The following is an 18,217-nucleotide window of genomic DNA, read 5'->3' on the forward strand; positions in this document are numbered from 1 at the left end:
AGTAATAGCGCCCTGCACGACGCTAGTGTTTATATCCAAACCTTCAATAGAATTATTAAAATGACAATCTTAACATACTCGACTTTGATACGGATACCATTTTTATGATAATTTGTATGATACCTCTTTCAATATTTCAATTTATGGGACTTGATAAGATAATATTATCTTATTTATCAGCTTTAGATAGTAATTGTTGCACAAGTCCATAATTTAAAAAAATGCTATTCATACAAACTACTTTTACGCCATATTTTCGCTTTAAATTATTTGTTCATTTAAAAAGTTGACACAGGTAATTACCGATTTTAATGCTTCTAGTTTATCTGTTTTTTGTCTGAAATACAGCTAAACATTCTTGCTGCTTCTCACCTATATTAGAGTGAACTTGAGATGTTTTTTTTGAGATTGTAGGCATTTGTAGAAAGCTGCTTACAATTATCGGCTTGTTTTAAACCGATCGTATTATCCTCATATTTTGCGTGAGCGTACCAAGAGTACAACTCGAACCAAATTGAGCTACTAAGTTCGCTTGTTTAATATCAAGCATTTTGGTTTAAATTGTGTCACTTTTTGATTTAACGGAAACTTTCATCTCCAACACATAAATGAAGCGAACACTATGAATCATATAACCCGGATTCTTCGTCTGACTTCATCATTTGAATAATTAAAGCTTCCTGCTCTTTTTTCATTTTATCCTTAAAATTAGCAACATCCTCAAACTTTACCCTTCTATGTTTGCCAATTTTTGTAAAAGGAATTTTTCCCTCATTTAATAATTTTACAAAATGAGGTCTGGAACAGCCTAAAAATTCTGCTGCAGCCTGAGTCGTCATTTCTGCAGCTATTGAAACTGAAATTGGTTTTCCATCACCCATAACTTTTAGAATTTTAGCCAACAATTTCAGGGCTTTTAGAGGAACTTTAATTTTTTTTCTAGTTTTTTCAATTTCAATTTCAGGAGATTTAACCTTAATATCTTTCAATACTGCCTGTAGCACATTATACGATTCAAATGCTGTAGATTGTTCCTTCTTAGAGGGTCTCTTTATTTTATTGAATTCTTCCATTGTTCGAGTTAATTGATCTAACACAGAAATAAACGAAACAGTCGAAATAAAACAATAAACTTGACAGGGGGAATTAATATAGGCATATTATGGAATATCCATTTACAAACGGAAATTTAAGGTTGATTTGAGAGACTTTTTTTCTTTTCATAAGCAAGTTGTTCACGCGACTTAGATCGTCAATCCTGAGGCTTTAAAACATTGTTATTTCTGAAGAGAGACTTTTGTTTAAAATTGTTAGGGTGCTGAAAATAAAAAAGTTATATTTAGATTGCCATGGCATGTTTATATATGTTTTATATAACGATTCACTACTTAGTGCGCTTGTTGGTGCAGTAGTAGGTCACTTCTCAATGCAGTACTTAGTGCATTTTGGTACATCTTCTATGGTTTACACAAATACCATTTAATCGGACCAAACTTATTAGAGTCAACTTAGTTGACTTTTTCGGCTTTAGGATTGATTAATGTTCCTTGCTGTTTTAATAGTTCCATGTCTGAACTTATTTTAGAATCTAAAACTTTGGCGTAAATCTGGGTGGTTTTTAGGGATGTATGCCCCAGCATTTTACTCACTGTTTCCATTGGCACTCCACGTGATAAAGTTACTGTTGTGGCAAATGTATGTCGTGCTAAGTGCGTGGTTAGACTTTTATGGATTCCGCAAACATCTGCTATTTCTTTTAAGTATGCATTTGACTTTTGATTGGTAAGTACGGGAAGTAATTTTTGCTGCTCCGTTCTGCAAGAGTGATGTTTGTACTTTTCTAAAATTTCGAATGCTGTTGGTAGTAGCGGAATGCTGCTTAAAGTATTGGTTTTTTGCCGTTTTGTTTTTATCCATTGTTGACCATTAATTCCCGGAATGATATCATTAGGGCTTAGCTTATTTACATCGGCATACGCAAGGCCGGTAAAGCAGCAAAAGAGAAAAATATCGCGTACCTGTTCTAGGCGTGAAATTGAAAATTCTTTATGAGCGAGTTTATTTAATTCATCACTAGTTAAAAACTCTCGTTCCTTTGTTTTCCAATTGGATTTCCAATGAAAGAAAGGGTCTTTGTCTATATATTGATTTGCTAAGGCTATGCGCATAATTTTTTTAAAGTTCACGATGTATTTTGTCGCTGTATTGTGTGCGCAATTCTTTTCAGATTTTAAATAATGCTCGAAGCCTGATATAAATTGGTAATCAATTTCTCTTAGTGGTATATCACCTGCTTTTTTCAGAAATAATAAATAGTTTTCTAAATGAGTTCTAGCAGCCTTATAGCGTTGCAAAGTACCTTGGGAATATCCTTTACCAACAAGGCTTTCAATGCGGTCATTATGTTCTTGAAATAATTCAAGAAGGCATCGTTGCTCATCATCTTTTCCTTGATAAATATCTCTTATAATTTGAGCAGAAATAGGTTTTCCCTCTCTTGAGAGTCTATCAAAAATTTCATAGACCTTTGTTCGAATATCATCTAAGTGTCTATTGATCATACGGGCCTCTGCGCTATACCCGGTCATTTTACCTAGCTTAGGATCCCATTTGTTAGAGGCTTTGTGATGCGTTGAAAATTCACTGCGTTTAGAATTAACCGTAATTCTGGCGTAAATCGTGGGATTTTTAAGAGATTTTCTCGCTGAAGTTTTCGGGTAGAAAAGGATAGAGATTGAAGTAGTCATAACTGATTGTCTTTTGATTAGGCAATCAAGGTACAAACTGCATATTTAAATTGTGTTAAAGAAATCGTGTAAGCGCCTTTATTTTAACACTTTATGAGGTTTCGCGGTGAGTCTTTTTGAAGAAAAAAAAGACTCACCGAATCGCGCACCTTTTTTCTGCAATTATTTGAATTTAAATGAGATTATAGAAAATAAAAAAGCCTATAAATCATATGATTTACAGGCTGTTATAGGAATTTAGACCGATTCCTAGCGGTCTGGACGGGACTCGAACCCGCGACCCCCTGCGTGACAGGCAGATATTCTAACCAACTGAACTACCAGACCAATATTTTATGAACTTTACAAGAGCAGAAGCGTTGATCATTTCCTTTCTTGCGGGTGCAAATATACACGCATTTTTTAAGTGTGCAAACAAAAAATGAAAGTTTTTTTATTTCTCATAAAAACTGCTTCCGTTCTACTAGAAATGTACTCAAAATAGGAGCGAAGCCACGCTGTATATCAGCGTTTACATGGGTTATATTGTATTGCGCGCAGCGAAGTTTAATCGCTGAGAAATAGTCTTTTACTGCTTTGCTGTAACCCTCTTTTACATTGTCTGAAAAAATATCTATAAATTTTCCGGTCTCGACATCTTCAAAGCGCTTAGGTGTGCTGTCAAAATTAAAATTTAATTCAGTAGCGCTATCGTAGGTATGAAAAAGTACAACTTCGTGCTTATTATACTTCAAATGCTGCAGGGCTTCAAAGGTCTTTTCCTGCTGCAATTCATTTTGAAAAAGATCACTAAACAAAAACACCAGCGAACGCCGTTTTAGCTTTTCAGCAATAAAATGCAAGTTGGCGTACGTGTCTGTTTTTTGTGATTTTTCAGATTTGATCAAAACCTGATTCAGTTGATCGAGCAGCATGTGATGATGACGCTCACTACCTTTTTCAGGGGCATAATATTCAAACTGCTCGGCATAAATGCTGAGTCCTACCGCATCACGCTGTTTCTTCATCAATTGCATAATGGCCGCACTAGCCAGTACAGAAAAAGCAATTTTATTAGGCTTGTTTAAATCGGTTTGCTTCAGTGCAGGGTAGTGCATACTACTGCTGTTGTCTAGAATTAGATGACAGCGCAGGTTGGTTTCTTCCTCGTAGCGCTTGGTGTATAATTTGTCTGAACGCGCGTACAGCTTCCAGTCTATGTGTTTGGTGCTTTCACCCGTATTGTAAACCTTGTGTTCTGCAAATTCCGCAGAAAACCCGTGAAACGGACTCTTATGCATCCCGCTTATAAAACCTTCCACCACCTGACCGGCGAGCAGTTCCAAGTTATTAAAACCGGCAATGCTGTTAAGATGCGCCTGTAGATCGATCACGATTGTGGTTTAGGTTTCGGGGTTTGTTGAAGTTAGCAGTTTTCAGTCTCAGTAGGCAGAGTTTTCAAATTTTAAAATTGCTTACTGAGACTGACTGCTGTTTATTGATTAAAGAATTCCGTCTACGATTCCATAGGCAACAGATTCTTCTGCGCCCATCCAGTGGTCACGGTTAAAATCTTTCATCACTTTATCAAAGTCCTGACCACAGTTATCGGCAAGAATTTTTGCGCTCAGCTCTTTGGTCTTTAAAATTTCCTGAGCTGTAATTTCGATATCACTTGCTTGGCCGCGAGCACCACCGCTAGGCTGATGAATCATCACGCGGGCGTGCGGCTGAATAAAACGACGTCCTTTTTCACCTACCGAAAGTAAAATACTTCCCATACTCGCAGCAAGACCGGTACAAATAGTAGAAACCGGACTCTTAATCGACTTGATGGTATCGTAGATTGAAAATCCTGAAGTCACATATCCACCCGGACTGTTGATGTAAAACTGTATTTCGTCGTTGCTCAACGCGTCTAGATACAATAAGCGATCTACAACGTGCTTTGCGCTTTTATCATCTACCTGACCCCATAAGAACACTTTGCGTTCTTCAAGTAATTTTGCGTCGATGAGGTCCTGTGGTTTTCCTTTTTTATTTTCCATTTTTTGAATTTTATTTAAATAGCCCTAAGGCTTTTTCTACAGATTAACGTACAAATTTTAGTCTAACAAGTATAAGCATTTAAGATATGAATTGCTTGTAAAATCTCGCAGAGACTGGCTAAATACTAGCTAAAAGTAAACCTCGTAAACGGAGGCAGACAAGCCTTTGAAGATTAAACCCTTTAGTGGAGCTAATAAAAAAGGTCTGACGCAACGTCAGACCTTTTTTATAATGTACGTTTACTCAAATAAGAGTATAAGTCTTATAGTAAACCGTCAATAGCTTCTGTGTATACATTTTTAGGAGCAACACCTACTTGGCGACCTACTACTTCCCCGTCTTTAAACATCAAAACAGTTGGGATGTTACGTACGCCATATTTTGCAGCAAACTCCTGGTTAGCATCAACATCAAGCTTACCTACAACAGCTTTGCCGTCATACTCTGTGCTGATCTCTTCAATTACAGGTCCTACCATTCTACAAGGCCCACACCAAGCAGCCCAAAAGTCTACTAATACAGGCTTGTCTGATTGTAATACGGTTTCTTCAAAATTTGCGTCTGTTATTTCTAGTGCCATTTTAATTCTATTATTAGATTATTATGCAAAATTAGTCAATTATTTTTCCAAAGCTTACAACCATCGAATTAGATTTGACTATGTTTTAATCAGTTAAATTGATTTTTAGAAGTTGTCGTAATACCTTTTTGGGCGTGCCCCAAGGGTCGGGCTATACGCTATATCTTTTTTACGGCTTTACGAGCCGTAAAAAAGGATGCCGCTACTATCCCTCACGCAAAGACTTCAGGATTTTACTCCGCGGTATAAATTAATGCACCGTACGCAGGAATATTAAAGCTTCCGGTCAGCGGTCTGCCATCAGTCTTGGTTTTTTCTATTTTTAGATCCGTAACTTCTAATTCAGAGAAATCTATATCGTATCCCTTCCAATCGGCATTTATGCGCAGTTTCCAATTTTTATCTTCAGCGATTCCAATTCCGTAGTGCTCATAGGCTTGATTCTTAAAGTTGAGAACCACAAGCGTTTGTTCTTCTTCAGAGCCACCGCGCTTATAAGCTAAAATTTGATTTTCCGGATTAAAATGAATGATCTCAAGATGCTGTCCCAGCAAACCGTTTGCGCCTCCATTAGCTCCGGTGCGTAGTTTTATCAGGTCACTAACAAGTTCTCTAATACCGCTCAATCTATTTTCTTTCTCCCAGTCTAAAGCTTCGGTATCTTGAAAATACTCATCTTCTAAAAACTCCTGTCCTTGAAATAGCATAGGTATTCCCGGAGCGGTAAGGGTAAGCACAAGCCCCAGAACTGCCCGTCTTTTAGCAAATTTACTTTCGGCATCTCCTGGCTGAATTTCTTCTGGAACGCGTGCTTTTCCGTTAGCAACCTCATCGTGCGATTCGGTATAAATAATTCGCTTAAACTTATTTCCGCTGTAGGTATATTCTAAGGCGTCTACGATCTTCTGAATATCTCTACCATCATCACTAACGCTCTGTAACACTTCACGCACCGGATGCACAAAATGCATATCCCATTGCGCACCGTAGCCCACACCGCCGTACGCAATGCCGTTAGTGATAAACTCATCTCCTTTTAGGTCTTCAGCGATGGTGATCACTTTAGGATATTTTGCTTGCAACTCCTGATTGATCTCACGCATCATCTGGTTTCCCTCGTCAATGGCTGTGTCTTCACCCAGACCGCCTCCTTCATACCTAATGTATGAAGTTGCATCCAGCCGTAAACCGTCGCAATGGTATTTTTCGATCCACATCAAGGCGTTATCGCGTAGATACTGACGTACTTCGGGTCTGCCGTAATCGGGGCGGGTGTCTCCCCAAGGAGTAGCGCTGCGGTGATCGTTATAAAAATAGATACCGCCTTTGTTGTTTTCGCTCCAACCGTCAAACTGCCACAGATCTACATCAGAAGGGCCAAAGTGATTGTAAACCACATCCATAATGATCGCAATGCCTTGCTTGTGCGCTTCATTCACTAAATGTGCTAATCCTTCAGATCCGCCATAATCCTGCTCGATTGCAAAAGGATGCGCCGGGTTATACCCCCAAGAAATGCCACCGGCAAACTCTGCAACCGGAAGCAGTTCTATGCAATTCACGCCAAGTTCTTTCAGGTAAGGTAATTTTTCAACAACATCAGCAAACGCGCCTACCTGATCTTTTTGTTTACGATTAAACGTGCCTACGTGTAATTCGTAAATAACTAGTTTATTCCAATCAGCTATCTCAAAATCTGCGTCGTCCCACTCAAAGTCTAATGTGCGAATAAGGCTATTGCCGTTACTGTTAGTTACTTCAAAGGCATAGGGGTCATTGCGATAGAACGATTGATCACCATTTTGAATCCTGTATTTATATTCTTGGCCTTCTTTGGCTTGCTCAGATATAGTAGACCAGTAGCCGTTTTCTTCGGGGGTCAATTCATTTGCAGTCTCATCCCAGTCGTTGAATTCGCCCACCACACTGACTTTGTCTGCGTTTGGAGCCCAAACTCTAAAGGTGGTGATGCCATCTTTATAGACCGCGCCCATTCCGGCTGATTTTTCAATAGTTGTTTGCATAGCGTTGGTTTTGTTTTTTATATAAAATTAGGGGTAACCAAGCCACCAAACTGCCTTATTAGGAATTGCTTAACTGTGAAATAAAGTATAAAAATACAACCTGTTATTGTACAGGATTCTGTCAAAATGTTTCGAATCCTCAGGTGTTTAAAGTTGAAACCGGTGTTTCGCAGTAGTCTTCAAAAAGCTCATACTGACGATTGAGTTATAATAGGGGATTGGAAGGAGAAATTTAGGGTTAAGCGTAAAAGCGACTTAAGATTATAGGGTGCGTAAGACTTATTCTAAGGGGTAGGCCTGCCTGCCGGCAAGGGTAGGATTTTTCTCTACAATCTCTCACGTGGCCAAATCATAATCAAGAAAAAATCAGATATTCTTAAACCAATCTTTTTTTATAGAAACCTTTTCAACCAATTCGACGTTTACACCTAGTTTGAGCTCTTTTAATCTTTCTGCAAAGTCGTTACCGTCTATAAGATCTATTGGTGTTGCTCCATCGCGCTGAGCTTCTTTTTTAGCTTCTCTTGTGAAACTCCCAGTTGTCATTATGAGACCCTTATCTGCTCGGCCAATCATTGCTCCTCTAAAATCACGAACAATTGAACTTGATACTGAACCTTTATATCTTTTAGCTTGAAAAACAACGTGAAAAGAGAGTACGCCTCCAATGATTATTATTCCTTTTCCGTCTATACCTCCATCATTGGATTTCCCAGTTACTTCAACATTAACAAAGCCTAACTCTCTCAAAAGCCTTTGACATAGCCTTTCAAATTGATCAGGTTTAATTTTCTTGATAGTATCTAAAAGTTCTAGTTGCCAGTCAAATTCCTCAACCTCTTCAGTGTTATCTTGGAGACTTTTAGCATCATTGGCCGAACTTTCTTTTTTTAGTCTTTCTTGTTTGTCTTTTTTTACGACTGAGCGCTTAACTTTTTCTTGATCTAATTTATTGGATTTCTTGCCTTGATCTGTCAAAGCCCAAACACCTCTAGATGAATTTTCAATAAGGCCATATCTTTTTAGGTAGTTTCTAGCCCAAGCTAGGCGATAACTTAACTTAGTGGTGCTCTCGCGATGAATTTCATTTATAGCTTCTTCATCTAAATTCAATATTTGAATGACCTCTTCTTCAATTTCACTTATAGATCCAGAACCACCAAGATTTTTGAGTGCTGATAGAGTGGGGTTAAAAAGATCGTCAAACTTATATTTGAAGTATTTGTCCATAACAATAATGGGTCTTTTTAATTCAATTTAAAACTAAACCGTTGCGCTTTTAATTCATTCAACAATGCGCTGCTGATTTTTACCTTTTTCTTTCTGCTTGGCATTTGTAGCGCGATTTTTTCTTTAGGTTCAAATACATAGAAATGCAAATTATGATCGCCGCGGTGGTTAAATAAAGTTTCACGCAATTGCTCAATACGGTCGCCTTGTACTTCTTGCAGATCCAGATTGATCGTAAGCTTTTTGCTAAAGGTTTCCATCACGTCTTGTAGCTGCATAAAGTTGTTGAACTGCATTCTCGGGTCGCCTTTTTTACCCGTTTCACGGTTGGTCCATCCCTCACGAATAAACACACGCATATGCACAAACGAGTTCGGGATTAAAAAGTGTCTGAACTTGAGATACTCTTCGCCAAACATTCTAAATTCAAACGACTCGTCAAAATCTTCAACCGTAAAGGCAGCCCAGCCTTTTCCGTTTTTGGAAACTCGGTGTTGCACATCGCTAATGACTCCGCCAATGGTGAGTTCGCGGTTGAGATGCATTTCCAGATTATTAAAATCGCTTATTTTTCCGTTACAGAAATTATCCATTTCCAGTTTGAAGTCATCCAGCGGATGCCCCGAAATATATATACCCACCACTTCTTTCTCGCGGCGTAGTTTTTCCATCGTTCCCCACTCTTCACAAGGAGGTACCACCGGCTCCGGAATCTGGACTTCACTAGCCTCGCCAAACAAACTTACTTGAGCAGAATTTTCATTCTCTTGAAATTTGGCACCATACTTCACCGCTTTTTCTAGAAAAGTGATTCCGTCGCCTTCATCTTTAAAATATTGTGCACGATGCGTAGCCATAAAGCTGTCAAAACCGCCGGCAAGTGCCAGGGACTCAAAAGCTTTTTTATTGGCAGCACGCAGATCAATACGTTTAGCTAGATCAAACACACTGCGATAAGGGCCGTCTTCCCGATTTTCAACAATCGTTTTTACGGCATTGGCACCTACACCTTTTACAGCGCCCATACCAAAACGCACCGCACCTTGATCGTTAACGGTAAATTTTCTGAACGATTCATTCACGTCAGGACCCAAAACTTCAAGTCCCATACGTTTACATTCTTCCATAAAGAACGTCACCTGCTTGATGTCGTTCATGTTATTAGACAGTACCGCCGCCATATATTCGGCAGGGTAGTGCGCCTTACAATAGGCGGTCTGGTAGGCGATCCACGCATAACAGGTAGAGTGCGACTTGTTAAAGGCGTACGCAGCAAAAGCTTCCCAGTCTTTCCAGATCTTTTCGAGAATCTTTCGGTCGTGACCGTTTTTCTCGCCACCATCTAAAAATTGTGGTTTCAGTTTTTCCAGCAGAGCAAAGATTTTTTTACCCATCGCTTTACGCAAAACATCGGCATCACCTTTACTAAAGCCTGCCAGCTTTTGAGACAGGAGCATCACCTGCTCTTGGTAAACTGTAATCCCGTAGGTTTCTTCCAGATACTCTTCCATCGCAGGAAGGTCATACTGAATTTCTTCTTCCCCGTGTTTACGTGCGATAAAACTCGGGATGTATTCCATTGGTCCCGGGCGGTACAGGGCGTTCATTGCGATAAGATCCTCAAAAACCGTAGGTTTTAACGCCTGCATGTGTTTTTGCATCCCCGGTGATTCGTATTGGAATATCCCAACAGTATCTCCACGCTGGAACAACTCATACGTTTTCTCATCATCTAGCGGAAAACTGTCCGGATCCAGATCGATCCCGTGCTTGTGTTTTACCAGTTTTACCGTGTCTTTGATCAGGGTCAGGGTCTTCAGACCCAAGAAGTCCATTTTTAGTAGACCGGCTTCTTCTACGACCGAGTTGTCAAACTGCGTGACGTATAAGTCTGAATCTTTAGCGATAGAAACCGGAACAAAGTTGGTGATATCATCAGGTGTGATGATCACCCCGCAGGCGTGAATCCCGGTGTTACGTACCGAACCTTCTAGCTGGCGCGCTTGTCTTAAAGTTTGCCCTTCAAGGTCATCACCTTCCGCTAGGTTTAAAAGTTCGTTGACTTTGACTAAATCTTCAGAACGGAATTTCTTTTTTAAGTCTGCTTCACTCTGCCCAAAGATCTTGGCGAGTTTCGACATATTAGGGATCAGCTTGGCGATACGATCGGCATCACTCAGCGGAAGATCTAAAACCCGCGCAGTATCTCTGATAGAAGATTTTGCAGCCATCGTACCGTAGGTGATGATCTGCGCCACTTGATTGGCACCGTATTTGTCGATCACATAATCCATGACTCGGCTTCGGCCTTCATCATCAAAGTCGATATCAATATCGGGCATACTCACACGATCCGGATTCAAGAAACGCTCAAAAAGCAGGTCGTATTTGATCGGGTCAATATTGGTAATTCCCAAACAGTAGGCTACCGCACTCCCGGCAGCAGAACCCCGACCGGGACCTACCGAAACGCCCATGTTTCGGGCTTCACGAATAAAGTCTTCTACGATCAGGAAATACCCGGGATATCCTGTGTTTTCAATAACGCTGAGCTCAAAGTTGAGGCGCTCTTCAATATCGGGAGTGATCTCAGGATAACGCTGGCGAGCACCTTCAAATGTGATGTGTTTTAAGTATTTGTTTTCCCCACGTTTACCACCATCCTGCTTGTCTTCTTCAAACTGAAATTCTTCAGGAATGGTAAAGGCCGGTAAGAGTACGTCACGTGCCAGAACAAAAGCTTCCACTTTATCAACGATCTCATCTACGTTGCTTATGGCTTCCGGCAGATCAGTAAACAACGCTTTCATCTCGTCTGCCGACTTGAAGTAGTATTCTTCATTGTCCAGGCCAAAACGATACCCGCGGCCACGGCCTTTTGGCGTAGCTACTTTTTCACCATCCTTCACGCATAACAAAATATCGTGTGCGGGAGCGTCTTCTTTGTCGATGTAAAAAGTATTGTTTGTCGCGACTAGTTTTACATCGTGTTTTTTAGAAAATTCGATCAAGGTTTGATTCACTCGATCTTCATCTTCCTGACCGTGGCGCATCACCTCAATATATAGGTCATCACCAAAAGTTTCCTTCCACCACAGCAGGGCTTCTTCGGCTTGTTTTTCACCTACATTCAGCACCTTGCTCGGGACTTCTCCATACAGGTTACCGGTGAGCACGATGATATCTTCTTTATAGCGCTCAACGATCTCGCGATCTATACGCGGCACGTAGTAAAAGCCATCGGTGTAGGCAAGGGATGCCATTTTTGCAAGGTTGTGATAGCCGCGTTTATTTTTTGCCAAGAAAACAATTTGATATCCGTTGTCTTTTTGACTTTTGTTGGTGTGATCCTGACACACATTAAGCTCGGCACCCACGATAGGTTTGATGATGGTTTCGGTAGGTTCTTCTCCGGCTTCTAGAAGTTCGTCGTTTTTCTTTTGAGCTGCTTTATTATGTGCGGTCAAGGCTTTCACAAAGTGGAACGCTCCCATCATATTGCCCATATCGGTGATTCCCACCGCGGGCATTTTATGTTTTTTTGCTGCCGCCACCAAGTCGTGAACGCTGGCGGTAGATTGAAGAATAGAGAACTGCGAGTGATTGTGCAAATGCACAAAATCTACCTTGGCCAGTTGCTCTTTATTCTCCTTTATTTCTTCTTTTGAAATATCGGCTTGATCTGCTTTTTGCAGCTCTTTCCGAATTTCGTCTGAGGCCTTTTTGAGGTTGATGTGCTTTAGACCAATAAACTCAATAGGCTGCGGATTGGCTTCTGAGAAGTTCTCAAAATATCCGGCAGGAACATCCAATTCTTCCTGTGTAAAAATGCGTCTGCGCACCAGTTCAAAAAAGCAACGCGTGGTTGCTTCCACATCGGCGGTTGCGTTGTGCGCTTCCGCAAAGGGTTGATTGAATAAATACTGGTGTAACTCGGTAAGTGTGGGTAATTTGAATTTACCACCACGCCCACCGGGAATCTGACAGAGTTGGGCTGTAGTTTCGGTACAGGTGTCTAGAACTGGAAGCTCTTGTAGCTGATTAGAAACATCTAATCTGTGGAATTCCGCACCCATTATATTAACGTCAAAGCCCACATTCTGACCCACCACAAATTTGGTGCGCTCGAGTGCCGCTTTGAATTTGCCCAGTACTTCACCTAAAGGTAAACCGTCGCGCTGTGCGAGTTCGGTAGAGATCCCGTGAATTCGCTCGGCATCAAAAGGAATGTCAAACCCGTCAGGCCGAATTAAATAATCCTCGTGCTCAATACAATTCCCCATGTCGTCGTGCAGCTGCCACGCGATCTGTATGGCTCTTGGCCAGTTGTCAGAATCGGTAATGGGAGCGTTCCAGTTCTTGGGTAAGCCGGTGGTTTCGGTATCAAATATCAGGTACATCTCTGGTTCTCTTTGGGTTATTTTTTGCGAAATCGCAAACGCGGAAAAGTTTAAAATTAAAGAAAAGCAGAGGCTTTAAAAAGTTAAGTTTTGGGGAGTTATCAACGGGCTAATTCAGACAAATTATATCAGGGAAAGCTTCGAGGTGTAAACCTTTGTTGGTGTCAATAAAAAAGCGCCTTGATCGTGAGATCAAGGCGCTTTTCAACATTTATTTTCGGTTGGCTAATTCAAATAAATGTATCTATGCCATAACTTCAAAGGCCTTTACTTCTTCTAATGTGCCTTTAATCAAGTCAAGTTGTGTATTTAAAATGGCTTCTGTTGTCGGTGGGAGATTTGGATTGTTTAGTATGCTTTGATACTCTTCAATCGCATTTTTTTCACCGCGAATGGTTTCTTCTAAAACCGCTTCCTCACTATTCTTCGATAAGGTTGATTTTACATTCATCCATAAGCGATGTGCATCTCCAGCTACACTCGTTCCTTTATCAGGACTTTCGCTATACACTTTTATTTCATTTTTGATCTGATGCCCAAAATCATAACGCTCTTTGGCTTTACGCCCAAAATATTCTTTTAGGGTATTGTCTTTTACGTTTTCTTCGGCCAATTTGTAACCGGCCTCGGCATCGTAATTTTTAGTTAGTAATTCATTTAAATTGTTCGATATTTTCTCAGTAAACTTCATCTTCTATCTTCTTTAATTAACGAAACAAATTTTTGGTTGGTGGGATGTGTTTCGATGACATCCATTCTTAATATAGTGATTCAATGTGCTGAAAACAAACACATTAAGAGTATTTAACGTTAGGTTGGTTAGTTTAACACTATAATTCTGGACTCAAACTATTTCAAGCCCAGAATTTGATTTATGCTAATACTTCAAGTGCTTTGGCTTCATTCAACGCGGCTTTTACACTATTGCGTTGCGCGGTGATAATTGACTTCGTAGAGGATGGGAGACTCTCTTCTTTTAAAATCTCATCGTACTCGTCAACTGCTGCACGCTCTCCTCTGATCGCTTCTTCTAAAACAGCTTCATCTTTATCTGAAGAAAGTGCAGTTTTAAGATCCATCCACAGGCGGTGTGCATCACCGGCAAGACTGGTTCCTTTTTCTGGTTCTTGACCAAAAGTTTTCAATTCAGCCTTTAATTCGTGCCCAAAATCGTAGCGATCTTGTGCGCGACTCAATAAATAGTTCTTTAATGCTGAATTTTGAACTTTCTCAGCAGCGTTTTTATAACCTGCTTCAGCATCATAATTTTTCTCTAGTAATTCGTTGAGCTTTTCGCCCATTTTATCTGAATAACTCATAGCTTGTAATTTTTAAGTTGATGGTCGCAGCTTCTGCTGAAATCCATTACTAAAGTATTCAGTGATTCGCATTTATGCTCGCAATTAACAGGGTTTAACCTGATTTAAGGCAAATTAACAGCGGGTTTAAGAAGAATTCTGTTAAAAAAATAACGCCCGACTGGCAGCAGTCGGGCGTTGAAAATTTATATTAGGATTAAAATTTAATCTCGGTCAAAAGCGGTGTCAATGCGTGCGATCAAATCTTCAAAATGATACTGTGTGATCGTGTCGCCAGAATAATTCTTTCTGGTATTGAGGTCGCGTCGCATTTGATTAAGTACGCCACGCATCAATGCGCTTGCGTCTGACTTCAATATTTCGTCATCATCTGCTTTTTCTTTTTTGATGTATTCTGAAGCGATATCTATAAAAGCGCGTTGCAGATTACGTCTATAAGCATCGGTTTTCTGAGCGGCATATAATTCGCTGAAAATTCCTTTGCGCAAATCGGTCATCAACTCAATAGGTGAGTAGGCATCAGCTCCTTCTTGCTCTACCGTGCTCACCAAGCGATTGATACGATCTACGCTTAACAAGCTGTTTAAAGCGCGGGTTTGTAAATTCTGAATGCGTTCAATAGCGCCATCTGATTCAATTCGATTTAAAATCTCCTTGTCAAGAAGCCACTCAGGAGTGGTAAAAGCATGCTCATTTAAGAATGCCACCGCCTCTTTTTGAATAGCTTCAGGAACCGGCTCGTAAACCACACCGTCTTGATCTGCAGTTTTGCGTGTTTCGTAAATTCCACCCACATTAGTGATCACGTGATAAACATAACCTCTCCATAAGCGTGTTAATTCACCATAAACTTCATCAAGATCATCATAGCCATAACCGTCTTTGGTAGTCCAGTCGATCAAATTAGGAATCACTTTTTTCATATTTGCCAATCCATACAAGCTGGCTTTAATGTTGTCGTCTCCTAAACTTTCGGTTTGTGAATGTGGGTCAACTCCGGTAGAACTTCCAAATTCATACCACGGATTTCCTGCTTTTTCTAAAATCCATTGGTCTAACGTAGGTTTTTCTTCTTCCGCAGTTTCCGCTTCAGGAATGTAGCGATATCCCCAGTTCACTGCATAGTAATCATAAGGTCCCATCATTCTGATGTAGCGTACACCTTGGTCTTCGGGTTGCGCAACATAGTTTACTCGAGCGTAATCCATAATAGAAGGGGTTAGACAGTATTTTTGAGTAAAGGAAGCAACACGTAAAGAGTCTGTAGGATATGCAGAACTTGCTTTCATATTATGCGGAAGACCGATTGCGTGACCTACTTCGTGTGCAATCACCATACGCATCATTTCGCCAATTTCGGCTTCAGGAGTTTCTAATGTGCGTGCAGCCGGATTTTGAGCACCTGCTTCGATCATAAAGCGGTTGCGGTAGGAGCGTAAGTGATTGTGATACCAAATCACATCAGATTCTAAAATCTCACCGGTACGCGGATCTGAAACCGAAGGACCAACGGCGTTACGTGTGGTGCTCGCAACATAGCGAATTACTGAGTAGCGCACATCTTCCGGACTAAATTCAGGATCTTCTTCCGGAGATGGTGGGTCTTTAGCGATAATGGCGTTTTTAAATCCTGCTTTTTCAAACGCGGCATTCCAGTCTTCAATTCCTTGTTTAAAATAAGGACGCCATTTAAGCGGTGTTGCCGGATCTAAATAGTAAATAATAGGTTTCACCGGTTCTACCAGTTCGCCGCGTTTGTATGCTTCGATGTCTTTCGGCACCAATCTCCATCTTCTTAAAATGCGGTAATCATCAGATTTTAGGGCATCAGAATCATAGTCGTATTTTCTAAGGGTAAACCAGCCTACGCGCTCATCTGCGATACGTGGTTGCATCTTATCTTCAGGAAGAAGAATCATAGATTGGTTCATCAAGAAGGTAAGTGTGCTGGCTTGGTCACGCTCCGGCGGTTCTTCGGTGTCGTAAGTCATCACATGTTTGATCTCAATGTTTTGAGGATAGGCGTGTGCCGACTCGATATAGCTGCGTTTATCGTCGAGGCGCTTTACTTTGTATTGCTTGCGTAGTCTTGGCGAAACCGCATTGATTGCGGTGATATCTTGTGTGAAAAGATCAGTTGCGTCAATTACTACGCCGGTAGAATCTTTGGCAAGTGCTTTGATCTCGGCGCTAAATAGAATAGGAAAAAAGTTATTCGCTTCAACCGATTTGTTGATGGGGCTGTCTTGATCGCTTTGATTTTCAAAATTAATAACTCTGGCATCTACAAAGTTACCGCGTCTAGACCAGCGAATTACTTGCTCATTTACTTTTGATCCGGCATTCACATAGCCGCCGCCATAGCCGGCAGGAACTTTGGCAATGCGACTTACGAGCAACATGTCTTTTCCCATTAGACTGTCTGGGATGGTAAAATACAGATGATCATCTAGCCTGTGCGTTGTAAAAAGTCCATTGTCTGACTCGGCTTCCGAAGTTATGACTTTGTTATACGGCTTTAATTTTGACTTTTGGCTTGTTGAAGATTCTGCTGCGGGAGTTGTGGCAGCTTTTTGTGTTTTGCAACCGTAAAGAGTGAGTCCGGCTGCAAGTACAAGAGAAAAACGTTTTAGCATTTAGATTGAATTTAAACGCTGAATTTACCCATTATAAATGAAAAAAGACCTCTGAAAAGAGGTCTTTTGTAGTATGTGAATTTAAACGTTTAGTAGTAGTTCTCTAAGCAGAACACATAGGATTGCGCTACTTCCCTGAATTTTTGACAAAACTCCTTATCAAACGCACCTTCAACAGTTTCTCCCGAAGCATTAAGCCTAAGCTTATAGGTGTTCATCATTTTCTTCTGAAAATGTTTCAATTCTTTATCATTAATCTTTGCGCGTACATTGCAGGCGTATCCTTTATTAACTGTTGCTTTCTCATCTGTTGACTCGAGTGTCAAGTTGATTTTTGAATCATCATTAAAGCAGATCTCTAACAGATCACCCGGTTTGACGTGCGATAAATGTTGACGCGTGCCTAAGATTAAATAATTGACTTCGGCGATAGTTTGAAAGCCTAAGTGTAATTCATTCTTAGGGTTGAGATTGAGTTTGTTTGATTTTGACGTGCGTGTACGATTAAAGAATAACCCTACATTTTTGCCTTGTGTTTGCTCAATGGTAATGATGGAGTGACCTCCAAAAATGTATTGCGTATTATTATTGACTTTTTGTTCTCGAATTAAGTAATTAGGAGCGAAAAGTAAGTTGCGATCAAGCTCTTTATCGAGATTGCTCGACTTATTGAAAAATTTAGAAAAAATCATAATCTGAAATCGGGGCGATTATCGTTTGGTTTTAAAAATCATGGACCTCAAGGTCTCCTTGTTGGTTAAGATATGCTCAAAAAGCGTGCCTTAATTAAAGTAAATATTTTATAATTCTCAATTGTAGGGGGTGGAATTATAAAATATGTAAGTTAGGGATGAGATTTAAAATCAGAGCAAAGATAGTGAAGTTGAAAGGCATTTTTCAAATCTAAAATATTATTTAACATAATTTATTAGTTAAAGAAATGACATTCAGAAGTGTATATAAAAAGAAAAACCTCTAGTGCATTACTAGAGGTTCTCTGTACTCGGGACGGGACTTGAACCCGTACGAACTAATGTTCATTGGATTTTAAGTCCAACGTGTCTACCAATTCCACCACCCGAGCTTGGGCTGTCAATAAAAAACCCCATTGTCTAATGGAGTGTTGTTTTGAGCGAAAGACGGGATTTGAACCCGCGACCCTCACCTTGGCAAGGTGATGCTCTACCCCTGAGCTACTTTCGCATTACATAAGACCTGTTGTCTAATGCGGATGCAAATTTACAAGATTTCTT

Annotated in this window: 12 protein-coding genes and 3 tRNA genes; all 15 read right to left on the reverse strand. The window is 40.3% G+C overall.

What is annotated here, in order from left to right; translation table 11 throughout:
* Window positions 1-620: 620 nt before the first annotated feature.
* The 15 genes from LDL79_RS09030 to LDL79_RS09100 all read right to left on the reverse strand — a co-directional run bounded on the left by LDL79_RS09030 (window position 621) and on the right by LDL79_RS09100 (window position 18,167).
* The gene (locus LDL79_RS09030; RefSeq protein ID WP_225597468.1) at window positions 621-1,073 is read right to left on the reverse strand and encodes a helix-turn-helix domain-containing protein; all 453 of its coding nucleotides are present in this window, start codon (window positions 1,071-1,073) and stop codon (window positions 621-623) included.
* Between the two features lie 435 nt (window positions 1,074-1,508).
* Window positions 1,509-2,747 carry a site-specific integrase gene (locus tag LDL79_RS09035; RefSeq protein ID WP_225597469.1) on the reverse strand — a complete coding sequence of 413 codons (1,239 nt, stop codon included), beginning with the start codon at window positions 2,745-2,747 and terminating at the stop codon, window positions 1,509-1,511.
* 253 nt (window positions 2,748-3,000) lie between these two features.
* A tRNA-Asp gene (locus tag LDL79_RS09040) sits at window positions 3,001-3,074 on the reverse strand.
* 113 nt (window positions 3,075-3,187) lie between these two features.
* Window positions 3,188-4,117 (reverse strand): DUF58 domain-containing protein, encoded by a 930-nt coding sequence (locus LDL79_RS09045; RefSeq protein ID WP_225599956.1) that lies wholly within the window; start codon window positions 4,115-4,117, stop codon window positions 3,188-3,190.
* Between the two features lie 111 nt (window positions 4,118-4,228).
* A complete protein-coding gene (locus LDL79_RS09050) occupies window positions 4,229-4,774 on the reverse strand; it encodes a ClpP family protease (RefSeq protein WP_072981531.1) in 546 nt (181 codons plus the stop codon).
* Window positions 4,775-5,037: 263 nt separating this feature from the next.
* Window positions 5,038-5,355 (reverse strand): thioredoxin, encoded by a 318-nt coding sequence (gene trxA, locus LDL79_RS09055; RefSeq protein WP_072981533.1) that lies wholly within the window; start codon window positions 5,353-5,355, stop codon window positions 5,038-5,040.
* Between the two features lie 233 nt (window positions 5,356-5,588).
* Window positions 5,589-7,379, reverse strand: a complete 1,791-nt coding sequence (locus LDL79_RS09060; RefSeq protein ID WP_225597470.1) for an alpha-amylase family glycosyl hydrolase — start codon at window positions 7,377-7,379, stop codon at window positions 5,589-5,591.
* A gap of 366 nt (window positions 7,380-7,745) precedes the next feature.
* The gene (locus LDL79_RS09065) at window positions 7,746-8,609 is read right to left on the reverse strand and encodes a restriction endonuclease (protein WP_225597471.1); all 864 of its coding nucleotides are present in this window, start codon (window positions 8,607-8,609) and stop codon (window positions 7,746-7,748) included.
* Between the two features lie 17 nt (window positions 8,610-8,626).
* Window positions 8,627-13,009 (reverse strand): DNA polymerase III subunit alpha, encoded by a 4,383-nt coding sequence (gene dnaE, locus LDL79_RS09070; RefSeq protein WP_225597472.1) that lies wholly within the window; start codon window positions 13,007-13,009, stop codon window positions 8,627-8,629.
* A gap of 244 nt (window positions 13,010-13,253) precedes the next feature.
* A complete protein-coding gene (locus tag LDL79_RS09075) occupies window positions 13,254-13,700 on the reverse strand; it encodes a ferritin-like domain-containing protein (protein WP_225597473.1) in 447 nt (148 codons plus the stop codon).
* Window positions 13,701-13,881: 181 nt separating this feature from the next.
* On the reverse strand, window positions 13,882-14,328 hold the full coding sequence (locus LDL79_RS09080) for a ferritin-like domain-containing protein (RefSeq protein WP_072981543.1): 447 nt from the start codon (window positions 14,326-14,328) through the stop codon (window positions 13,882-13,884).
* Between the two features lie 203 nt (window positions 14,329-14,531).
* The gene (locus tag LDL79_RS09085) at window positions 14,532-16,964 is read right to left on the reverse strand and encodes a zinc-dependent metalloprotease (RefSeq protein ID WP_225597474.1); all 2,433 of its coding nucleotides are present in this window, start codon (window positions 16,962-16,964) and stop codon (window positions 14,532-14,534) included.
* An 89-nt stretch (window positions 16,965-17,053) separates the two neighbouring features.
* Window positions 17,054-17,656 (reverse strand): hypothetical protein, encoded by a 603-nt coding sequence (locus tag LDL79_RS09090; RefSeq protein ID WP_225597475.1) that lies wholly within the window; start codon window positions 17,654-17,656, stop codon window positions 17,054-17,056.
* Window positions 17,657-17,964: 308 nt separating this feature from the next.
* Window positions 17,965-18,048, reverse strand: a tRNA-Leu gene (locus LDL79_RS09095).
* Window positions 18,049-18,095: 47 nt separating this feature from the next.
* Window positions 18,096-18,167 (reverse strand) — tRNA-Gly (locus tag LDL79_RS09100).
* Between the last annotated feature and the right edge of the window lie 50 nt (window positions 18,168-18,217).

Origin of the sequence: Leeuwenhoekiella palythoae, assembly GCF_020310025.1 — a bacterium.
Classification (GTDB): Bacteria; Bacteroidota; Bacteroidia; order Flavobacteriales; family Flavobacteriaceae; genus Leeuwenhoekiella; species Leeuwenhoekiella palythoae.